The following is a 17,390-nucleotide window of genomic DNA, read 5'->3' as shown; positions in this document are numbered from 1 at the left end:
AATCATGAAGAAACTTATCGCAGGGACCGCACTTGGTCTGATCGCAATGGCAGGTACGGCATCGGCAGATGCGCATTCTGTATCGGCATGCTTGATTACGAAAACCGACACCAACCCCTTCTTTGTCAAGATGCGCGAAGGGGCTCAGGCCAAGGCAGAAGAGCTTGGGATGGAGCTGAACACATATGCTGGCAAAATTGACGGTGACCACGAGACACAGGTGGCCGCGATTGAAACGTGCATCGCCAATGGCGCGAAAGGCATCCTTTTGACGCCATCCGACACCTCCTCGATCGTACCCGCCGTGCAGCAGGCCCGCGATGCAGGTATCCTTGTGATTGCACTTGATACACCGCTTGATCCAATTGACGCCGCCGACATGACCTTTGCAACCGACAACTTCCTTGCGGGTGAGCTGATTGGTCAATGGGCTGCCGCAGCTTTGGGCGATGAAGCCGCGAACGCGAAAATTGCTATGCTTGACCTTGCCGTCAGCCAGCCGACCGTTGGCGTTCTGCGCGATCAGGGTTTCTTGCAAGGCTTCGGCATCGACCTTGGCGATGCAAGCAAATGGGGCGACGAGACCGACCCTCGCATTGTGGGCAACGACGTAACAGCCGGTAACGAAGAAGGTGGCCGTAAGGCGATGGAAAACCTTCTGGCACAGGATCAGGGCATAAACGTCGTTTACACGATCAACGAACCTGCCGCAGCGGGTGCCTATGAAGCGCTGAAAGACATCGGTCGTGAGAACGATGTGCTGATCGTTTCCGTCGATGGCGGTTGCCCCGGCGTCCAGAACATTGAGGATGGCGTGATCGGTGCCACATCGCAGCAGTATCCGCTGTTGATGGCATCCAAAGGGATCGAGGCGATTGCCGCGTTTGCCAAAGACGGCACGAAGCCTCAGGCAACCGAAGGCAAGGATTTCTTTGACACCGGCGTGGCGCTTGTGACCGACAAAGCAGTCGACGGTGTAGAGAGCATCAGCGTCGCTGAAGGTAAGGAGCTGTGCTGGGGTTAACCCTCTGCAAGCCAATTAGAAAGGTTCGCCGGGCGGTTGAAATCGCCCGGCAGCCACCTCGCGTGCGAGGCGCCAGATTACACTGAAAATGTTTGGAGCGGGCAATGTCCACAGGAGATAATTACGAGGCCGCGGCCTCGAAAGGCGCGACAGATGTCGTGCGTTTCGATGAAACATCTGAAGGGTTTGTCAAAAAGATCCACCACGCCCTGCATGTGACACCGGCCCTTGTGCCACTGATCGTCCTTGTGGCGTCCATCATCGTTTTCGGCTTATTGTTGGGGTCGCGGTTCTTCTCCCCCTTCGCTCTGACTCTGATCCTGCAGCAAGTGCAGATCGTCGGAATTGTTGCCGCAGCGCAAAGCCTCGTGATCCTGACCGCCGGCATTGATCTAAGCGTCGGTGCCATCGCCGTTATCTCCTCGGTGGTCATGGGACAGTTCACCTTCCGCTACGGTCTGCCCCCCGAAGTCGCCGTCGCTTGCGGCCTTGCCTTCGGTACAGTGATCGGGGCGATCAATGGCTGGCTCGTCGCCGTGATGAAGCTGCCGCCGTTTATCGTCACACTCGGCATGTGGCAGATCGTTCTCGCGGCCAACTTCCTGTACTCCGCAAACGAAACGATCCGAAGCCAAGAGATCGCCGCCGAAGCGCCACTGCTCCAGCTTCTGGGTACAAAATTCAACGTAGGCGGCGCGATCTTCACACTCGGCGTGGTGTTTCTTTTGGCGCTGGTGGTCCTGCTCGCCTATGTGCTTAAGCACACCGCGTGGGGCAGACATGTCTATGCCGTAGGCGACGATCCCGACGCAGCCGAATTGTCCGGCGTCAATGTGAGGAAAACGATCATTTCGGTGTACGCCATTGCGGGCCTGATCTGCGCATTTGCGGGATGGGCCTTGATCGGACGGATCGGTTCGGTCTCTCCCACCTCCGGCCAGCTGCTTAATATCGAGAGCATCACGGCGGTAGTGATCGGCGGTATATCCCTATTCGGGGGACGCGGCTCGATCCTCGGGACATTCTTCGGTGCATTGATCGTCGGGGTCTTTACGCTGGGGCTTCGTTTAGCAGGCGCTGACGCACAATGGACGTATCTTTTGATCGGCGTGCTGATCATTGCCGCGGTCGCGGTCGACCAATGGATTAGAAAGGTAGCAGCCTGATGGAACCGATGTTGAAAGCCCGTGGACTGGTCAAACGCTACGGCAAGGTTACCGCACTCGATCATTGTGACTTCGATCTAATGCCAGGTGAGATTGTTGCTATAATCGGCGACAACGGTGCGGGCAAAAGCTCGTTGATCAAGGCGATTTCCGGTGCCGTCACGCCCGATGCGGGGACAGTGACGCTGGAAGGTAAGGAGATTCAGTTCCGCTCTCCGATCGACGCGCGAAACGCTGGCATCGAAACGGTTTACCAAACACTTGCCATGTCGCCCGCACTGTCCATTGCAGACAACATGTTCATGGGGCGAGAACTGCGCAAACCCGGGTTTCGGGGATCGGTCCTGCGCCAGCTTGACCGCAAGCGAATGGAAGACGTCGCCCGCGAAAAGCTGTCCGAACTTGGCCTGATGACGATCCAAAATATCAATCAGGCCGTAGAAACACTCTCAGGCGGCCAGCGCCAGGGCGTGGCCGTCGCACGGGCGGCGGCTTTTGGCTCCAAGGTCATTATTCTTGATGAACCGACAGCCGCCCTCGGGGTGAAGGAAAGCCGCAAGGTTCTGGAGCTCATCCTCGAAGTCAAAAGCCGCGGTATTCCGATCATCCTGATCAGTCACAACATGCCGCACGTCTTTGAAGTAGCAGACCGCATCCACGTTCACCGCCTTGGCAAGCGGCTTTGCCTGATTGACCCGAAAGATCATTCGATGTCAGACGCTGTGGCCTATATGACAGGTGCCGCCGTGCCAGAGGCGGCATAGAGAAAGTGGTCCAGCCCAAAGATCTATTCGAGATGATCAAAGCCGCGCCGTTAAACGGAAGGCGGCGCTTGGTCGCCTTAGTCGGCCCGCCCGCAAGCGGGAAATCAACGCTGGCACAGGCTCTTGCCGAGATCGACCAGCACACACAGGTCGTCCCGATGGATGGTTTTCATCTGGACAACTCCGTTCTGTCCGATCGCGGCGTGCTGCACCGCAAAGGTGCGCCTGAAACCTTTGATGTTGCTGGTTTTTTGCACCTGGTAGAGAGGCTCAGAACAGAGGATGCCGTCATTTTTCCCGTCTTCGACCGATCCCGTGATCTATCCATTGCAGGTGTGGGGGTGATATTGCCCAGCACCGAGACTGTGATTGTTGAAGGCAATTATTTAATGCTGGACCGACCCCACTGGCGGGATCTTGCCCGCCTGTGGGATTTTTCCGTCAGGATCGATGTCCCGTTTCAAGTCTTGCGGCAGCGCTTGCTGCAACGGTGGCTGGATCACGACTACAGTCAGGCGGAAGCAGCAGAAAAAGCGCGCAGCAACGATCTACCAAATGCCAAATTAGTGCATGAAACCAGCCTGCAATGTGATGTTGTCATCGCTGGTGATCAGATCACAATCGCATCGTCTCCTGCACCATCGACCACGAAGAACAGCGAATGATCCTATGATTTTATGCTGCGGTGAAGCTTTGATCGACATGATCCCCGCCCCAACCATGACGGGGTCGCGGGGGTTTGTTCCGCACACGGGTGGCGCCATATTCAACACTGCAATCGCATTGGGTCGGCTCGGGATTGCGACCGGAATGCTGACCGGCCTGTCGACAGATATGTTTGGCCAGCAACTTGCCTCAGCGCTGAATGCCAGCTTGGTCAATACGTCCCACATTATGACGTCCAATCGGCGGACAACATTGGCCTTTGTGCATCTTGTAGAAGGGCAGGCCACCTACACCTTCTTCGACGAGAACTCTGCGGGGCGAATGTTGAAACCAGAAGACATGCCAAATCTTGATGCAGACGTTTCAGCACTTTATCTTGGCGGAATAAGCTTGGCTTGCGAACCGGGTGCTGATGCTTATGTCGCGCTTCTTAAAAAAGAAGCCCCCCGCCGCCCGGTCATGATCGATCCGAATATACGGCCAGGATTTATCGATGATGTTGCAGCTTATCGGTCGCGCCTTACGACCGCCATGGCCCTTGCGGACATCATCAAGGTCTCTGATGATGACCTCGAATGGTTGTTTCCAGAACCTTCAACGTTGAAAAGCAAAGCCAGCGCCGTGCTTGAAATGGGACCTGCTGTGGTGATCGTTACGTGCGGCGCAGAGGGTGCGATCGGCTATCTCAGGACAGGAACTGAAGTTCATGTATCTGCAACCCGCGCGGAGGTTGTGGACACTGTAGGTGCGGGTGATACCTTCAACGCGGGTGTTCTTGCAGACCTTTACGGGACCGGAAATCTGACTAAAGCAGGTATTTTGAACATGTCGGCCGACACGCTGCAGCGCGCGATCAGGTTTGGCGTGAAAGTAGCGGGGATAACGGTATCCCGCGCGGGAGCAAATCCACCTTGGAGTAGTGAAGTCGACTGAGAGTGCCTTTTGACATGTACTGCTGCAGGTGATCTCGACCAAAGCGATCCTTTTAGAAGACATTCAATTTTGGGAGGAGTCCATCGATAAGGCCCAGCGGTTGCTGAAATGGTTCAATTGCCACCGTTGGCCAAAGTGCGCCATCGGTTCTGACGGCCCGATTTCTACTGAATCGACGGTGAGCTTTGCGCCCGCAGCGAACGTCCGCTCCCCGCCCATGGTGTCGATTTGTCTAACTTGCCTTAATACTGAATGTGTCATACTGGATAGTCATATATTCACTTTTACGACGCCGAAGAGATCAGAAATAACAAAACAAGATCATATACTTAAGACATATTAGCTTCGATCCCTACCGTCGGAGCCATAATTTTCAAGGGCTTAGCAATTAGTTGCTGAGCCCTTTTTATTTCTGGGGAGCGCCGGGGGGAACAAACTTCTTTGAGTAAATTTCTTTAACTTGCCCCCTAACATGCTCACATGCTGACATAGGAGTTTTAGAGTTTTCTGAAACTACAACTTGGCAGAAAATACTTTGCCTATTTTAAATTTGATCGCATATATTTGTTGGGCGACAGTGGGCCTTTGCGTTTTGTTGGCTTTAACTGTTTTAAAAACTCTTCCATTCTCTTTAGGATAGCAGCCTCTTCAGCCTTAGTAGGCACTTTCTTCTTTGCTTTTGGCCAAGCCATATCTTTTCTAAGCAAAATCTTAGAGGCTATAAGAAGATTGCAACCACAAATCGAAGATCAGCAAGTTAATGAAACCAAAGCCTTCCCAAGCGAGAAGGTTCGTCCAGCGCCAATATTGCACTCATACGCGGCAGAGCCCGCTTGCAAAGTTCTGACGCGAAGCGAGATTGGAGACCTAGTTTACCGGGGTGCGATCTGAAACACTCGCCGCGACAAGCCAGACAGAACTTCTGGCCCGTCAGGTCCAAGATGCACGATGTCCTCAAGCCTGATCCCGAATGCGTCGGGCAGATAAATTCCCGGTTCAATCGAAAAGACGTTTCCTACTGTCAGGGTCTGATCATTGGTCGCTGTGATATAGGGCGGTTCGTGCACATCAATGCCTAGGCCATGCCCCGTCCGGTGTAGAAACGCCTCGCCATAGCCTGCGTTCTTGATCACGCCACGTGCGGCCATATCAATCGCACTGCACGCGGCACCGAGTTTGGACGCAGACAAGGCCCCCTGCACCGCTTCTTCAACAACTCCCGCGATCTGTGTAAACTTGGGATCAGGCTCATCTCCGTACCACGCGCAGCGCGTCATATCGGACGGATAGCCGTTCAACCGACATCCGGCGTCGATCAGCACGGCCATTTCGGGACGCAACACATCTGGCCCTGTATGGTGATGCGGAAAGGCGCTGTTTGCTCCAAAACCCACGATACAGAACGCAGGCTCAGCCCCGTGGGCGCGGTAGTGGTCGACGATGATGGTTTTAACGTCATTTTCCGACATGCCCGTGCGCAACGATGCAAACGCCAGCTCGAACGCGGTGTCATTCAGCCGGGCGCAGTCGCGCAGCAGCTTGTGTTCATCGGCGTCCTTTTCAGCCCGCAACTGGCCCACTGTATCTTGGGTAAACCGGCGGGTTGGCGCATCAAGCTGGTCCAGCAGCAAAAACGCAAAATCAGTCCGCATTGTTTCGTCAAGAACGACATTGAGGCCGGGGCGTTTGACATCAAGCTTGGTCAGCAATGCGGTCAGCGCATCAAGCGGCCCTTCTGTATCGCTCCACTCATAAAACGGGACGTTTTTGCATTGGGCACGGGCGGCATCCGCATTCAACTGGGGCATCAGGACACCCACCTGATCGGCAGTCACCAGGGCCATCACCGGGCGTTCGTCGCCATGAGGGTTCAGCCCCAACAACCACTGCATATGACTGCTTGGGCCAACGGCGAGCAGATCGGTGCCTGTGTCGGTCATGCGCTGGCGCAACCGCGCTAATCTGTTGTTTGTGATGTCCGTCATGCGACCCTCCAGATGCGTCAAATGCCTTAGCCGTCTTGGCCGGGCAGCCAATTTTTCGCGGGACCTTGCAGCACCACCAACGTGCCCGTCCACATCATGCGTGCCGGAGAATCGCCTAGCGTTTTCCACGCGTGCGGTGTCATGCCGTTGTAATGAAGACTATCACCTTCGCGCAGGGTAAAGGCCTCTCCATCCAGCGTTTTCTCGATAGAGCCGCTAAGGATATAGATGAACTCCTCACCCTCGTGCTGGAATGTCTCGGACACAAACCCGGGGGGGCAGTTCATGATGTAGGCAGACAATTCATGGCCCGGAAATTCGGAACTGAGCGCCTCATAAGTTACGCCGGACTCCGAGATTGAAAACTTCGGCCTTTTAGCCGCATACGACACCGCATCACCCGGTTTCGGGCGAGCAACGAAGTAATCAAGCCCCAAATCCAACGCATGTGAAATCTGCGCGAGCGTGCCCAGTGACGGCGTCGCATTGCCGCGCTCAACCTGCGATAGATATCCCACTGACATGCCTGCCTTGTCGCATAATTCCTTAAGCGTCAGCTTGCGCTGCTGCCGGCATTTGCGGATCAGCTGACCCAGCTTGGCCGGTTCAATGGTCGCACCCTTGGTCATCGCCTACCCTGACAACTGTGCCAGCCGTGGCATTAGCTCAAGCAATTTCTTTGTGTAATCTTGCTGTGGGCTGGCAAACAGCGTTTCGGTGTCCTGCACTTCAATTAACTGGCCCTGCTTCATCACCCCAACACGGTCACACATTTGGCGCACAACCGGCAGATCGTGGCTGATAAACAGCATGGTCAGGCCCAGATGTTCTTGCAAATCCTTGAGAATGTTCAAGATTTGCGCCTGAATAGAGACATCCAACGCGCTGGTCGGTTCATCGCATATCAAGAACCGTGGCTGCGTCGCCAAGGCCCGCGCGATTGAAATCCGTTGACGCTGCCCGCCCGAGAACTCATGCGGATATTTCGCAGCCGCCGCGCGTGTCAGACCAACGCGATCAAGCAATTCCTGGACCCGTCCACTGATCTGGTCACGAGGCAGGATTTTGTGATGCAAAAGCGGTTCGGCAATGATGCTTTCGACCTTCATCCGCGGATTGAGGCTTGAGAACGGATCTTGAAAGATCATCTGGATTTGACGGCGATATCCGGCGATCTCAGCGGGCGTCATCGCAGTCACCTCGTCGCCATCAAACCGGATATGGCCAACGTCCACATCAAGCAGCGTGCCGATCATTCGCGCCACGGTTGATTTGCCAGAGCCGCTTTCGCCAACAAGACCAAACACCTCACCGTCCTTGATATCGAATGATACGTCGTCTACGGCCGTGAAATAGGTCCGCCACGATGGCAGGATCGCCGATTTTTCGAGGAATTTCTTCGTGATCCCCTGAACCTCAAGCAACTTGCCAGACTTCGACGGTTCCGTTTTGGTCCAGTTCCGTGCAAGGTCCTCGATCTTGAACTTAGTCTCGCGGCCACCATAGCTGACCTGCGGGAAGCGATGCAGTTTGACCTGTGGACGTGGTACGGCAGAAATCAGCGACTTGGTGTATTCATGCTTCGGTGCGCTGAGGACTTGATCGGTGGACCCGTTTTCCACAACCTGACCGTTGTACATCACAGTCACTTGTTCGGTGGTATCCGCGATCACGCCCATGTCGTGTGTTACAAGGATCACGCCCACTTGGGTCTCGCGGGCAAGCTCCTTGATCAGATCAAGCACTTGGGCCTGTATCGACACATCGAGCGCGGTCGTAGGTTCATCGGCGATAATGACCGAGGGCTCAGAACACAGCGCCAATGCGATCACCACACGCTGCCGCATCCCGCCAGAGAACTGGTGTGGATATTGGTCAAATCGGGTCTTCGGGTCAGGTATCGACACACGATCAAGGAGCGCCAAGGCACGTTCTTTGGCTTCTTTGGGTGAGACCTTCAGGTGTAGCTGGATCGTCTCAACAAGTTGTTCGCCAATGGTAAACAGCGGGTTGAGTGATGTCAGCGGATCCTGAAAGATCATCCCGATCTCACTGCCCCGAATGGCGCGTTGTTCTTCGACACTCAGGTTGTCGATACGACGCCCCTTTAACCAAATTTCACCGGACGCGATACGGGCCGGGTCATCCAGCAGGCCAATCACGGCATTACCCGTCATCGACTTACCCGCCCCGCTTTCACCCACCACACCGCGGATTTCACCGGGACGAATATCGTAGGTGACGTTCTGCACAGGCTTGAACAGGCCATGGCGGGTCGGAATTTCGACGGTCAGGTCACGAATGGAAAGGACGGGTTCGGTCATTTTAACCTCGGGTTCAATGCATCACGCAGCCAGTCGCCCAGCATGTTCACGCTGAGTGCCAGAGCAAGCAATGTGCAGGCAGGAAAGAACAGGATCCACCATTCGCCTGAGAACAAGAAGCCCTGGCCCACCCGGATCAATGTGCCCAAAGAAGGCTGTGTGGCGGGGGCGCCGACGCCAAGAAAGCTCAGCGTGGCCTCTGCGATAATTGCGAGTGCGAGCGAGATCGTGGCGATCACCAAGACAGGCGACAGGATGTTCGGCAGGATGTGCCGCAACATAATGGCATAGGGCCGCCGACCGATCAGACGCGCCGCCGATACGTAGTCTTTGCCTTTTTCCACCAACGTGGCCCCGCGCACGACGCGGGCAAACTGCACCCAGTCGGACAGGCCAATCGCAAGGATCAAAACCCAGATTGCCATTTGGTCGTGGTTCTCGATAGGCGTGATGCCTTTGGCGATGCCAAAGATCAGCATCGCCACCAAGATCGACGGGAACGTCAACTGTACGTCAGCGGCACGCATGATAAGACTGTCTGCCCAGCCGCCGAAATAGCCCGCTACCAGGCCCAAAAATATGCCCAGCACAACGGCAAACAACACAGCTGCAAACCCCACAAATAACGAAATCCGCATCCCGTACAGGATAGTCGAAAACACGTCGCGGCCCTGATCGTCAGTGCCCAACAAGAACGTATCACCGGTGAACGCATTCGGGGCCATGGGCGCAGTAAAGCCGTTCATCAAGTTTAATGAGGCCGGATCAAACGGGTTTGTTGGCGCGATCAGAGGCGCAAAGACCGCCGAGAGGATCAACACAGCGGCCACCACCGCAGACACGATCGCAACCGGCGACCGTTTGAAGGCGTAGAACAAGTCACTGTCAAGCGCACGGCGCATACGTGACGGGACGACCTCGGTTGTGGGATTAGGGTGATCAGTCATTTCGCGGCCACCCTGAGACGAGGATCAATGAAGGCATATAAGATATCCACCAGCAGGTTGATGACAACGAACATTACCGAAATCATCATCAGATACGCGGCCATTACCGGAATATCGACAAACTGGATTGCGTTGATGAACAACAGCCCCAAACCGGGCCACTGAAACACGGTTTCGGTAATGATCGCAAAGGCGATGATCGCACCAAGCTGAAGCCCGATCACCGTAATCACGGGCACCATCGTGTTTTTTAGCGCATGGCGAAAGTTGATGACCCGGTCGCTTAGCCCACGCGCGCGGGCAAACCTGATATAGTCTTGACGCAATACCTCAAGCATCTCGGACCGGACAAGCCGCATGATCAGCGTCATCTGGTACAAGCCCAGTGTGATTGACGGCAGGATCAATGCTTTCAAACCGGATTCAGTCAAGAAGCCCGTGCTCCACCAGCCAACCTGCACCACCTCACCGCGGCCGAAGCTCGGCAGCCAACCAAGTTCGACCGAAAACAGATAGATCAGCAAAATACCGATCAGAAACGTTGGCAACGACACCCCGATGAGCGAGGCGGACATGATCAAATTCGCGACAAACCCATCGCGGCGGATCGCAGTAAACACACCCAGCGCGATCCCTCCGACGATAGCAAAAAGAGCGGATAGCGCGGCCAGCTCTAGCGTGGCGGGGGCGCGTTCCATGATAATTTCCGACACTTCGCGGCCTTGTCTGTAGCTGACCCCGAAATTGCCCTGTACGGCCTCGCCCAGAAATTTCACATATTGTACGGGGATCGGTTTATCGAGCCCAAGCTGCGCGCGCAGGCGTTCCACGTCTTGCATCGTACGCTCTTGACCCAACATGTTGTCAACGGGATCGCCCACAAAGGTGAACATCGAAAACGCAATGGCCCCGGTGATGATCAACACCAAAAGGGACTGGAAAATGCGTTTGAGAATAAACGGCAACATCGCAAAGGCCTTGCTTTGCCGGCAGAACCTTAAGGGACCGCTGGACAAGTTGGGAATGAGTTGGAAACCGGACCCGAGGCAGCCTGCCCCACATATCCAGCAGAAAAGGCGCGCCCAACTCAAGCGGGCGCGCCGTCATGCGGTATTACTTCATGGTGAAGTATTTGACGCGTGGCTGATCCTCTGGATCGACCTCGATGCCAACGTTTTCAGCCATACCCCAGTTCAGCACTTGGTGGTGGATCGGAATATAAAGCTGCTCGTCCTGAACCACACGCCAGATGTCGGCGATATCCGCGTTGCGGGCGTCCAGATCTGTGTTGGATGCAAGCGACTTGATTTTGGCGTCGAGCTCATCGTTGTCGTATCCGGTGCCGTTCCATGTACCGATGTCGCTTTCACGACCGTGCACGAGGAAGTTGAACACATACTCGGAGTCGTAGGTCGGAACGCCCCAACCCAGCATATAGAAGTCCGTCGTACCATCGGTGATTTTCGGGAAGTGCTGCGCCTTCGGGATCGCATCAAGGTTCACGGTCACTCCGATTTGACCCAACATCCCGACAGCGGCCTGACAGATGGCTTCATCGTTGATATAACGATCATTCGGGCAATCCAGACGGATCGAGAAACCGTCTTCATAACCGGCTTCAGCCATCAGAGCCTTCGCGCCCTCGATGTCAGTGACGCTTTCACCATCCATCTCGGCAGTCCAGCCGTTGACGAATGGAGGGGCGATCATGCCTGCTGGTTGGGACTGCCCCCGCATAACGACCTGCTGGATCGCATCGCGGTTGATTGCCATGGACATCGCCTTGCGAACGCGGACGTCAGCCAATGGGTTTGCGCCATCAACGTTATCGGCTTCGATGTCATCAGCCCCTTGGTTCATACCAAAAAAGATCACGCGGTTTTGCGGCGCCTGCTTCACCACCAGACCGTCAGCATCACCCACACGGGCCAAATCCTGAACCGGCATATCCTGCAAGAAATCCACTTCGCCTGACAACAACGCAGCTACACGGGTCGCGGCATTCTGGATCGGCGTGTAGACGATTTCGCTGACTTCCATCGGGAATTCATCGCGACCCCAATAGCTTTCGTTGCGGGCCATAACGGTTTTTACATCTGGCTCACGGCTGACAAGCGTATACGCACCGGTGCCATTGACGTTTGTCGTAGCGAACGTGATCTCGCCGCCTTCAAAGTCCTGAACGTTGACGGTGTTGTTCGCCTCTGTCCAACCTTTGTCCATCATGAACAGGTTTGTCAGGTTGGAGGGCAGGATCGGGTTCGGACCCGCTGTTTCGATTTCAACCACGTAATCGCTGACAGCGCGGACTTCGGTGATAGAGCCGATCAGCTCTTTCATGTCAGAGTTTGGCTGCTTTGCACGTTCAAAGCTGAAGACCACGTCTTCTGCCGTAAAGTCGGCACCGTCGTGGAATTTCACACCTTCGCGCAGGTTGAACACCCATACATTCGGGTTGTCAGCGCTTGGAGCCCAGTCGGTGGCCAGTGTCGGAACAAAGTTTCCGTCAGTGTCACGGATGATCAGCGGCTCATACATCTGGTGACGCATGGTGTGGCTGGGGCCTTCGTTTTGTGAATGCGGATCCAGAGTCAGCGCGTCGCCAGCACGAGCCCAGCGAAGCGTTTCCGCGTTGACCATAGCAGACGTTGATAGCAGCGCCGCAACGGTAAAAATGGCTGTTGTTTTTTTCATAGTAACCTCTCTGTTCGCTTGAGTTTTATGCAGGCAGTGTTGTTATTTTTAGGGTCGCCTGCACGTTGGGCAAAATGACATAGCTGATCAATTTCGCTCATCTTCATGTGTTAGGTATCTGATTTAATTATTATTTCGATTTTTTGTTGTTCAGACCCGAACGGGCATGCGCAGACGTTAGAAAGAAAATTTAAGACATACAATAATTATTTTTGTGTCGCGCGGCGCTACCGAGCAGCGCAGCAACCCGCAAATCCTGCCAGAGCGTTGCCAATGTGGCAAGCAAGATCAGTGGTGTAAAAATATGCAAGTCTCCACACAATGAGAAGGCTAATCGTATGCGTTGCATCAACCTGTCCAGTTCCACAGTGGTGGCTATCGATATCTCTCTGTTTATGACCGTCCACGATGATCATCGCGAAGGGCAACACGTCCCTGCCGCCTGTCTGCATCCGTTTTCATAAATGCAGTCAGATGTGCGCGACTAACTTCTTCAATAGAAGCAATTTTTGTGAAGGCAGCAATGTGAACTGCGACCGCCGCGTTTAAAAACCTTATTCAAGGTTCGCTGAGGGCCGAAACGACTTTAGCAATGTCGCGACCTAGTCCGAAGCGGACATTTGTTCACCGCGCAGCACTGGACAGCTTCGGTTTCTGAGACCTCCGCTGTGGTGAACCAACCTCAGGTATTCTACGGTTATGATAGACCTGTCGATATGCTTTGAATTTCGTTTCAGTCTTCAAGATTGCTGCTAACGGACGTGATGCGCCTCTGAGCACGCACTCCAGAAAAACTGACGCGCTTCGCGACCTTTCGGCAGTGATAGATAGCCTACCGGTCGTTTCGGAAGCGCCCTCACTAAGTTGATTAAGCCAGTGTTGGCCATGCCGCGCTCCCCGATTACTTTCCCCCCCTCGGAAATGACTATGGCTCCGCGAGGCATAGAAATTCGAAAAACTTCATTCTGGAAAGGCGGGCAGACTTAGCTGCTGGCGAAGCCCGTTGATGTCCTCGCCCTGTTCCGTCAAGCCGCGATGCATCCTGTTCAACGACGTCATCACGCTTGTTGTCGGCACCAAAGCCTCCATCGCCTCAGTATCGCGCTCCATCAAGCCTTTGATCTCGCCCGGACCCGCCATCATCTCCGCGATCCGCACGTCGATATGATGTTGATACGAGCAACACGGCAAATTGCAGGCAAAACTTCCAAATTGTCCTTGAACGACGCTGTAGGCTCAATCATCAAAACATCTTTCTTGAGAACTATCGCGATGTTGATTTACGACTTTCATTCACTGCCGCCGCGCCTTGGCGCATGATCCTACACGATAAACGAAGCGACCTCATCGACCAATAAAACACCTCATCCATAGCAGCTGCATCCCACAGAATTTGCGGACTAGAATTCCGCTGTGCGGAATTTTTCTTCCTAATTTGGGAGTTAAATATTGATTTCCAGATGAAGGAGGATCAGTGTTCGGTTACCTGCAACGGCTCGGATATGTCTAAGCCGTATGCTCGCAGCGCAACAAAAACCGGCGCTGAATGATAGATAATTGGGAGGAATACATGACTAATTCACTTATCAACCGGCGATCCGTCTTGCGCGGCGCAACCGTTGCTGCTGTTGCCTCACCGGCTTTGGTTGGAAAGGCCATCGCAGCGGGGCAAGTTACCTGGCGCGTGCAGGCCCATTGGCCCAAAGCATCAAGTTCGTTCACCGACAGCCTCGGTGTTATCGCGACCTTGTTGGAGGAGAAAACAGAAGGTGCATTCAAACTGGATCTTCTGGGCGCAGGTGAGTTTGCCAAAGGCCCCGACATCTACAACATCGTGCGCAAAGGTGTTGTACCCATGGGCACAATCAGCCCCTCCTACATCAGCGACAACGCACAGGCGGCAACATTCGTCTACGGCATACCCGGAACTCTACGCCAAGCGTGGGAGATGGAGCACGCGATGAAAAATCTTGGCGTCGAGGCTTTGGTGAACGAAGATCTCAACGCAGATGGCGTGCATCTGATGTGTGAGAAAGTACTTCCCACAGAAATGACCGTTTCGAAAAAGATTGAATCAGCCGCCGATTTCCAAGGGCTCAAAATCCGGTCATCGGGTTCCATGCTGGACTATCTGGCAGCGGCTGGTGCAGCCCCGCAATATGTCCCCGGATCGGAACTCTATCAGGCTCTCAGCTCTGGTGTTGTTGACGGGGCGCATTGGGGTGCCGCGATTGGGGCACAATCCATGTCACTATGGGAGGTTTGCAAGTACCACTACAAACCCGTTCTGGCACAGACCACGGATGCTTTCATCATGAACATCGACGCCCTTGAGGAGCTGCCAGAAGATCTGCGTGGCGCTCTGGAAGAAATCATCACTACCCGTTTCTTCCTCCGGTCTGCAGAGTACCAGCACAAAGAAGCGATCGCTTTGGCGGAAGGTATCAAGAATGACGGGATAGAGGTTATGCAACTGCCGGATGACGTTTTGGAAATGCTTGCGAATGCTTCAACGACGATCCTTGAGGCAGAGGGCCAAAAGGGCGAACGGGCTGCCAAAGCGGCGGACATCTATCGCACTTTGATGGCTGATATGGGCTACGCTTAAGCCAGCGGAACAACCAGCGGGTGACCCACATCGGGTGACCCGCCTTCCCCCCTCCCCCTTAACCTAGCAAGGAGCAGCAAGGTATGTGGCAGCTTGCCCGCGCAATTACGCGCATAAATCGCTTTATCGGACGGTGGGTATCGCTGGCCGTACTTTTGATCTTTGCGCTTTTACTTGCGGATGTCGTCATGAGATATCTGGTCGGTACTCCCACAATCTGGACGGCTGAACTCGCCACCTTAATATTCGGGGGATATGCCATCATCGGTGGAGGGTATCTTCTGGCAGAGCGCGGACATGTGAATGTCGATATCTTTTATGGAAGCATGTCCAGCAAGCGGCGGTCGTTATTGGACGTTTTGACATGGCCGTTATTTTTGCTCTTTGTCGGCGTCCTTTTGTGGCAAGGCTATGACATCGCCTACGATGCGATTGAAGATCTAGAGCGTTCAAACTCGGTTTGGAAAGCCCCGTTATGGCCGACCAAAGCGCTCATCCCCCTCGCAGCAATCTTGCTTCTTTTACAGGGTGTTGTGCGGCTTTGGGCCGACATCCGGGTTCTGCGTGGTTTGCCCGTCCCCGATGACGTGTTCGGCAAACCGGGTGCGCCTGACCAAAATGGTGAACACGCGCAGGAGACCCGGTCATGAGTGTCGAACTTCTAACGGTACTGTTCTTCGGTTGCCTTCTATTCTTCCTCATGGTGGGCACCCCGTTAGCCTTTGTTCTAGGCGGCGTATCTGTGGTTTTTCTTTATTTCGAGATGGGCCCCATCGGCTTCTACCTGCTCGCCTCCAAAATGTGGGAGACGATGCAATCGCCAACGCTAATGGCCATTCCACTTTTTGTTTTTATGGCAATATTATTGGAAAAATCAGGAGTCGCTAACGACCTCTATGACATGATGCACCAATGGTGGGGTGGTCTGCGTGGTGGTCTGGCAATCGGTACAGTTCTGATCTGTGTAATTTTCGCTGCAATGTCGGGCATTTCAGGCGCCGCTGTGGTGACGATGGGAACGATCGCCCTGCCCAAAATGCTGGAGCGAGGCTACGACAAGAAGCTTGCTCTTGGGGCCATCAATGCGGGGGGCGGATGGGGTATTCTCATTCCGCCGTCAATCCTCATGGTGCTTTATGCTCTGCTGACCGAAGTGTCGGTGGGTCGTCTTTTTGCCGCTGGTGTCGGGCCGGGTCTGACGTTGTTTGCGCTTGTGTCGATCTACATCGGCGGCCGCTGCTGGCTTCAGCCAGAGCTGGGACCGGCGCTCCCCCTTGATGAACGGGCAAGTTGGAGCCAGAAGTTCCGCTCTCTCAAAGCTGTTATTCTGCCGATATTGATTGTCACAATCGTTCTCGGTGCGATTTTTGGCGGTTTCGCGACCCCAACCGAAGCCGCAGCGATCGGTGTGTTTGGCGCACTATTTGCCACTGGCGTTAACGGTCAACTGAACCGGGACGTTATCCATCGCGCCTCTATCGAGACGCTGAAACTCACCGCGCTGGTGATGTGGATTTTGTTCGCCGCACATGCCTTTTCCACAGCCTATACTGCTTTGGGTGCTCAAAGCCTGATATCCAATGTCATGAATATGATACCCGGAGGACGCTGGGGCGCATTATTTTTCATGCTTATGGTTCTGTTCTTCTTGGGAATGGTTCTGGATCCTGTCGGCATCATGCTGATCACCCTGCCCGTCTTCCTGCCGGTGGTCCGTGACGCGGGTTTCGATCCGATTTGGTTTGGGATCTTGTTCATCATCATGATGGAGGTCGGGTATATGACACCGCCATTCGGGTTCAACTTGTTCTACCTCAAAGGGGTTGCTCCACCAGATGTGACAATGGGTGACATCTACGCGTCCGTATTTCCTTACGTGATAGTGACGTTGATTGGTGTTGTTCTAATCATCCTGTTTCCAGCGATCGCTTTGTTTCTGCCGCAGTACTTTTATGGCTAGAAACAACAAAGGAAGACGGCATAGACGTTTGGGAAAGCTACCAACTGACTGGCCCTGTTTGGTGAACGATTCAGCAGGTTTTACCGGCTCAGGATGGATTAGATGATCTTGACCTTGATCAACCATGCACGGCACATTCCTCTGCACAGATTGGGCATTCGTAAAGCTGATGCCTAAATTCACCTTTTAGGTTCAACGCCGTGCAAAACGGCTCCGATTTTTATAGTCGGAGCCAATTCTCTAACATTGCATTGAATGGGCATCATAAACCCCAGCCGTTCGGCGAAGGCGTCTGGATTTTCCAGAAACCACAGCCATT

15 protein-coding genes are annotated in these 17,390 nt (G+C 54.2%); 8 read left to right on the top strand and 7 right to left on the bottom strand.

Annotation, left to right across the window (positions count from 1 at the left end; genetic code table 11):
• The first annotated feature begins 4 nt into the window (after positions 1 to 4).
• The 5 genes from K3757_RS08245 (at position 5) to K3757_RS08225 (ending at position 4,553) form a co-directional block, all read left to right on the top strand.
• Positions 5 to 1,024: a sugar ABC transporter substrate-binding protein gene (locus tag K3757_RS08245; protein ID WP_260000951.1), complete on the top strand. Its 1,020-nt coding sequence runs from the start codon at positions 5 to 7 to the stop codon at positions 1,022 to 1,024.
• Positions 1,025 to 1,128: 104 nt separating this feature from the next.
• A complete protein-coding gene (locus tag K3757_RS08240) occupies positions 1,129 to 2,190 on the top strand; it encodes an ABC transporter permease (RefSeq protein ID WP_260000950.1) in 1,062 nt (353 codons plus the stop codon).
• Positions 2,190 to 2,954, top strand: coding sequence for an ATP-binding cassette domain-containing protein (locus K3757_RS08235; RefSeq protein ID WP_260000949.1), 765 nt, complete (start codon positions 2,190 to 2,192; stop codon positions 2,952 to 2,954). Before K3757_RS08240 ends, K3757_RS08235 begins: the two co-directional genes overlap by 1 nt.
• Positions 2,955 to 2,959: 5 nt before the next feature.
• Positions 2,960 to 3,619 carry a nucleoside triphosphate hydrolase gene (locus tag K3757_RS08230; RefSeq protein WP_260000948.1) on the top strand — a complete coding sequence of 220 codons (660 nt, stop codon included), beginning with the start codon at positions 2,960 to 2,962 and terminating at the stop codon, positions 3,617 to 3,619.
• Between the two features lie 4 nt (positions 3,620 to 3,623).
• A complete protein-coding gene (locus K3757_RS08225; protein WP_260001217.1) occupies positions 3,624 to 4,553 on the top strand; it encodes a carbohydrate kinase in 930 nt (309 codons plus the stop codon).
• 872 nt (positions 4,554 to 5,425) lie between these two features.
• Here K3757_RS08225 and K3757_RS08220 read toward each other — a convergent pair.
• The 7 genes from K3757_RS08220 to K3757_RS08190 form a co-directional block, all read right to left on the bottom strand.
• Complete coding sequence (locus tag K3757_RS08220; RefSeq protein ID WP_260000947.1) at positions 5,426 to 6,538, bottom strand: aminopeptidase P family protein; 1,113 nt, start codon at positions 6,536 to 6,538, stop codon at positions 5,426 to 5,428.
• A 26-nt stretch (positions 6,539 to 6,564) separates the two neighbouring features.
• Positions 6,565 to 7,167 carry a helix-turn-helix domain-containing protein gene (locus K3757_RS08215; RefSeq protein ID WP_260000946.1) on the bottom strand — a complete coding sequence of 201 codons (603 nt, stop codon included), beginning with the start codon at positions 7,165 to 7,167 and terminating at the stop codon, positions 6,565 to 6,567.
• A gap of 3 nt (positions 7,168 to 7,170) precedes the next feature.
• On the bottom strand, positions 7,171 to 8,862 hold the full coding sequence (locus tag K3757_RS08210) for an ABC transporter ATP-binding protein (protein WP_260000945.1): 1,692 nt from the start codon (positions 8,860 to 8,862) through the stop codon (positions 7,171 to 7,173).
• Entirely contained in the window at positions 8,859 to 9,809 is a 951-nt protein-coding gene (locus K3757_RS08205) for an ABC transporter permease (protein ID WP_260000944.1), read from the bottom strand. Before K3757_RS08205 ends, K3757_RS08210 begins: the two co-directional genes overlap by 4 nt.
• A complete protein-coding gene (locus K3757_RS08200) occupies positions 9,806 to 10,777 on the bottom strand; it encodes an ABC transporter permease (protein ID WP_260000943.1) in 972 nt (323 codons plus the stop codon). The genes K3757_RS08205 and K3757_RS08200 overlap by 4 nt, the downstream gene beginning before the upstream one ends.
• 145 nt (positions 10,778 to 10,922) lie before the next feature.
• On the bottom strand, positions 10,923 to 12,503 hold the full coding sequence (locus K3757_RS08195) for an ABC transporter substrate-binding protein (protein WP_260000942.1): 1,581 nt from the start codon (positions 12,501 to 12,503) through the stop codon (positions 10,923 to 10,925).
• A 960-nt stretch (positions 12,504 to 13,463) separates the two neighbouring features.
• On the bottom strand, positions 13,464 to 13,646 hold the full coding sequence (locus K3757_RS08190; RefSeq protein ID WP_260000941.1) for a hypothetical protein: 183 nt from the start codon (positions 13,644 to 13,646) through the stop codon (positions 13,464 to 13,466).
• A gap of 427 nt (positions 13,647 to 14,073) precedes the next feature.
• On the opposite strand from K3757_RS08190, the gene dctP reads away from it, so the two are divergent.
• The 3 genes from dctP (at position 14,074) to K3757_RS08175 (ending at position 17,071) form a co-directional block, all read left to right on the top strand.
• Complete coding sequence (gene dctP / locus K3757_RS08185; RefSeq protein WP_260000939.1) at positions 14,074 to 15,111, top strand: TRAP transporter substrate-binding protein DctP; 1,038 nt, start codon at positions 14,074 to 14,076, stop codon at positions 15,109 to 15,111.
• A gap of 83 nt (positions 15,112 to 15,194) precedes the next feature.
• Entirely contained in the window at positions 15,195 to 15,761 is a 567-nt protein-coding gene (locus tag K3757_RS08180; protein ID WP_260000937.1) for a TRAP transporter small permease subunit, read from the top strand.
• A complete protein-coding gene (locus K3757_RS08175) occupies positions 15,758 to 17,071 on the top strand; it encodes a TRAP transporter large permease subunit (protein ID WP_260000935.1) in 1,314 nt (437 codons plus the stop codon). The genes K3757_RS08180 and K3757_RS08175 overlap by 4 nt, the downstream gene beginning before the upstream one ends.
• Positions 17,072 to 17,390: the final 319 nt, after the last annotated feature.

Origin of the sequence: Sulfitobacter sp. S223, from assembly GCF_025143825.1 — a bacterium.
GTDB lineage: Bacteria > Pseudomonadota > Alphaproteobacteria > Rhodobacterales > Rhodobacteraceae > Sulfitobacter.
The sequence above is the reverse complement of the archived record's forward strand: the minus strand, read 5'-3'. Positions and strand labels throughout refer to the sequence as shown.

What these genes read in the sequence shown, in the direction of transcription:
- K3757_RS08245 (WP_260000951.1), top strand. Translation starts at nt 5, where the DNA reads ATGAAGAAACTTATCGCAGGGACCGCACTTGGTCTGATCGCAATGGCA.
- K3757_RS08235 (WP_260000949.1), top strand. Translation starts at nt 2,190, where the DNA reads ATGGAACCGATGTTGAAAGCCCGTGGACTGGTCAAACGCTACGGCAAG.
- K3757_RS08190 (WP_260000941.1), bottom strand. Translation starts at nt 13,646, where the DNA reads ATGATGGCGGGTCCGGGCGAGATCAAAGGCTTGATGGAGCGCGATACT.
- K3757_RS08240 (WP_260000950.1), top strand. Translation starts at nt 1,129, where the DNA reads ATGTCCACAGGAGATAATTACGAGGCCGCGGCCTCGAAAGGCGCGACA.
- K3757_RS08225 (WP_260001217.1), top strand. Translation starts at nt 3,624, where the DNA reads ATGATTTTATGCTGCGGTGAAGCTTTGATCGACATGATCCCCGCCCCA.
- K3757_RS08215 (WP_260000946.1), bottom strand. Translation starts at nt 7,167, where the DNA reads ATGACCAAGGGTGCGACCATTGAACCGGCCAAGCTGGGTCAGCTGATC.
- K3757_RS08175 (WP_260000935.1), top strand. Translation starts at nt 15,758, where the DNA reads ATGAGTGTCGAACTTCTAACGGTACTGTTCTTCGGTTGCCTTCTATTC.
- K3757_RS08205 (WP_260000944.1), bottom strand. Translation starts at nt 9,809, where the DNA reads ATGACTGATCACCCTAATCCCACAACCGAGGTCGTCCCGTCACGTATG.
- K3757_RS08180 (WP_260000937.1), top strand. Translation starts at nt 15,195, where the DNA reads ATGTGGCAGCTTGCCCGCGCAATTACGCGCATAAATCGCTTTATCGGA.
- dctP (WP_260000939.1), top strand. Translation starts at nt 14,074, where the DNA reads ATGACTAATTCACTTATCAACCGGCGATCCGTCTTGCGCGGCGCAACC.
- K3757_RS08195 (WP_260000942.1), bottom strand. Translation starts at nt 12,503, where the DNA reads ATGAAAAAAACAACAGCCATTTTTACCGTTGCGGCGCTGCTATCAACG.
- K3757_RS08200 (WP_260000943.1), bottom strand. Translation starts at nt 10,777, where the DNA reads ATGTTGCCGTTTATTCTCAAACGCATTTTCCAGTCCCTTTTGGTGTTG.
- K3757_RS08210 (WP_260000945.1), bottom strand. Translation starts at nt 8,862, where the DNA reads ATGACCGAACCCGTCCTTTCCATTCGTGACCTGACCGTCGAAATTCCG.
- K3757_RS08220 (WP_260000947.1), bottom strand. Translation starts at nt 6,538, where the DNA reads ATGACGGACATCACAAACAACAGATTAGCGCGGTTGCGCCAGCGCATG.